The sequence below is a fragment of the Steroidobacter flavus genome (assembly GCF_042651805.1).
Taxonomy (GTDB): domain Bacteria; phylum Pseudomonadota; class Gammaproteobacteria; order Steroidobacterales; family Steroidobacteraceae; genus Steroidobacter; species Steroidobacter flavus.
Genome location: NZ_JBHSDU010000012.1, coordinates 1 through 631, shown reverse-complemented (window position 1 = coordinate 631; position 631 = coordinate 1). Strand labels below are relative to the sequence as shown.

At 60.9% G+C, this 631-nt stretch carries 1 protein-coding gene; it reads right to left on the bottom strand.

Annotated features, from left to right (window positions below):
• Positions 1 to 631: AMP-binding protein (locus ACFPN2_RS22810; protein ID WP_380600907.1), on the bottom strand; the 631-nt coding region annotated here is incomplete at both ends.

The window sequence follows — 631 nt, the reverse complement described above, 5'->3', positions numbered from 1 at the left end:
TGCCATCCGAGCGCCACCGACCCAGATCGCCGGTCTTATACATCCGCGCCTGCGCATCGGCGCTGAAGGGATCGCGAACGAATCGTTCTGCTGTCAACGCCTCACGATTCAAATATCCGCGCGCCACACCGGCACCGCCGATGTAGATCTCGCCCGTCACGCCGATCGGCATCGGTTGATTCTGGCGATCCAGGATATAGACCCGTCGGTTCGGCATGGGTCGGCCGATGTGAGGGAATGTGTTGTCGCCGTTCAAATGCGCCACGGTCGCATCCACCGTGCACTCCGTCGGGCCGTACACGTTGAAGAAATCGATGCTCGAGCATTGCGAGAGTTGACTCCAAAGCGGTGCATCGATGGCTTCGCCGCCCACCAGCACCATGCGCAGCGTCCGGCGTTTCTCAAGCAAGTCCGCGTAGATCCATGACCTCAATTGCGAAGGCGTACAGTCGATCGCATCGACCTGATGGTCCGCCACAAACTCGAGCAGCGCCGAGGCATCCCGACGATGCTCCTGTGGAACCAACAGCAACGTGCGGCCCGACAGCAGCTGCACGAACTGCTGCACCGATGCATCGAAGTTGAAAGAGGCGTTCAGTGCCACGCGCTGACAACCGCCCACCTGCGCGTA